A 2,522-nucleotide genomic window follows, 5' to 3' on the forward strand; every position below is an offset into this window, starting at 1 on the left:
GGCTCGATAGTAGCTCCGATTAGACATTGCTTGTTAATTGCTACAGGTAGCCAAGCTGTCTGAGACCAACGCTGACAACTAGACTATGCTCCACTATCTGGCAGACAATTTGGATAAAACGGTATTGCCTGTAACAATTTATCAGCCAGTGTAGTGGGGAAGTAAGGCGGGTTGAGAACTAGGGCTATGATTACCAACCAGCTAGCCCTAAATAGCCAAAAATTAACCTAAAACCCGATAGGCTAGTAACAGTTAACGTTATAGCGATAGTGACCAATGACTGTATCTGCCATTCAGACCACTTCTCAGTTCTCATCCTGTGATTTACCCCACGATGGATGGGACGCGATCGTCATTGGTGCTGGCATTGGTGGCCTAGTGACGGCAACGCAACTGGCTAGCAAAGGAGCTAAGGTATTGGTGCTAGAGCGATACCTGATTCCAGGAGGCAGTGCTGGCTATTTTGAGCGCAATGGCTATCGGTTTGATGTTGGTGCCTCTATGATTTTTGGCTTTGGCAGTCAAGGCACCACCAACCTGCTGACCCGGGCACTGCAAGCAGTCGGTAAGCACATTGAAACCATTCCTGATCCGGTGCAAATTCACTATCACTTACCCGATGGCATAGATCTAAAGGTGCATCGAGACTACGAAGCCTTTTTACAGGCACTTATCCACCGGTTTCCCCAAGAGGCAGTCGGCATCCGTCGGTTTTATGACGAGTGTTGGCGGGTGTTCAACTGTTTGAATGTAATGGATTTGTTGTCCCTAGAAGAGCCGCGTTATTTGACTCGTGTCTTTTTTCAGCATCCCTTGGCTTGCCTAGGCTTGGTTGTATATCTGCCCCAAAACGCTGGTGATATAGCTCGCCGTTACATTCAGGATCCAATACTACTGAAATTTATTGACATGGAGTGCTATTGCTGGTCAGTAGTACCTGCCGATCGCACGCCGATGATCAATGCAGGTATGGTGTTTAGCGATCGTCACTATGGCGGCATCAACTATCCCAAGGGAGGTGTGGGTCAAATTGCCCAAGCTCTCGTGGAAGGTTTAGTCGAGCATGGAGGTGCTATCCGCTACAAGTCTAGGGTGACGAAAATTCTGCGCCAGGGTAATCGAGCTGTGGGTGTGCGTCTTGCCAATGGACAGGACTTTTATGCCCGGCGGGTTATCTCTAATGCTACCCGCTGGGATACCTTTGAGCACCTGCTGGGCGATCGGCCCCCTAGTGAACAGCGTTGGCAACAGCGCTATCAACCATCACCCAGTTTTTTAAGCCTGCACCTCGGAGTGAGCGCAGCGGCCCTGCCCGCGGATACAGAGTGCCACCACATTCTGTTAGAAGACTGGGAACAGATGGAAGCTGACCAAGGCACCATCTTTGTCTCTATTCCCACGTTGTTGGACCCTAGCCTTGCCCCTGACGGATATCACATCATCCACACCTTTACCCCTAGCTGGATGTCTGAATGGCAAAACCTCTCGCCGAGTACTTATCAAGCTAAGAAGGCAGCCGCAGCAGCACGGTTGATCGATCGCCTAGAGCGCATCTTTCCAGACCTGAGCCGTCATATAGACCTGCAAGAAGTAGGAACTCCCCGCACCCACCGCCGATTTCTAGGCCGTATCGATGGCACCTATGGCCCCATCCCCAGTCGCAAACTCTGGGGGCTGTTGGGAATGCCCTTCAACCGCACTACTGTGCCAGGTCTATACTGCGTAGGCGATAGCACCTTCCCTGGACAAGGCCTAAACGCCGTTGCCTTCTCTGGGTTTGCCTGCGCTCATCGGGTTGCTGTTGACTTAGGTTTGTAGGCCAAAGTTAAATTATGTAGCTGTTTTCAGAGAATTGGCACGACACAACTATTTCAAAGTTTAGCTATGGTAGATCGAGGACTAAGTAGAATAGGATGTCATCTCGCCCTCACCTTTGATAGGAACTATTTCTCGTAGTTCTAGCACATACCGGTCTTTTAACAGACTGTGAGTAGCCTATGTCACCCGAATACTATCAAAATCCCTTCATCGGATGCTTATCTTTGGGATCTGCTTTGTACAAAATCAATTACTTCTGACCTTAAAATGCATAAAATCTGCGTCTTACCCAGAAAATCAGGTCACTGCTCTAAGCTGCAATCGGAGCAGTCGAACGCTCCCAACTAGCGGCCGCAAATAGCCCTCATACTAATCACTAGCAGCTTTTGCCCCTACTTTATCTGTTGGGTCACTTCAACCCAGCAGTCACGTCTTGGTCTTCAACGTTTTACTTTCACAAACAATCACTTACAACGCTAAAGCGAGGACAATACCTGGATGAACTCAACTGCTCACTTGGGGGGCGATCGTACTAAGGCTTAGTCATCACCGGATGTTTGCCCCTAGCAATCAGCGCGATGCGATGTGTTTCAGGATGAAGGAGACAAATTTGGTCTTGCCCCAGTTGAAACACTAAAAGATCCCCGGTTAGGTGAGTGGCATGGCTAATTGACCAAAATGCAAAGGGGGTTTCCAGGGCAAAG

The 2,522-nt window shown here is 49.3% G+C and carries 1 protein-coding gene; it reads left to right on the plus strand.

Annotated features, from left to right (window positions below; all coding sequences use genetic code 11):
• Nucleotides 1-276: 276 nt before the first annotated feature.
• Complete coding sequence (gene crtH, locus NZ772_17180) at nt 277-1,818, plus strand: carotene isomerase (GenBank protein ID MCS6815290.1); 1,542 nt, start codon at nt 277-279, stop codon at nt 1,816-1,818.
• Nucleotides 1,819-2,522: the final 704 nt, after the last annotated feature.

The organism is Cyanobacteriota bacterium, assembly GCA_025054735.1.
Classification (GTDB): Bacteria; Cyanobacteriota; Cyanobacteriia; order SKYG9; family SKYG9; genus SKYG9.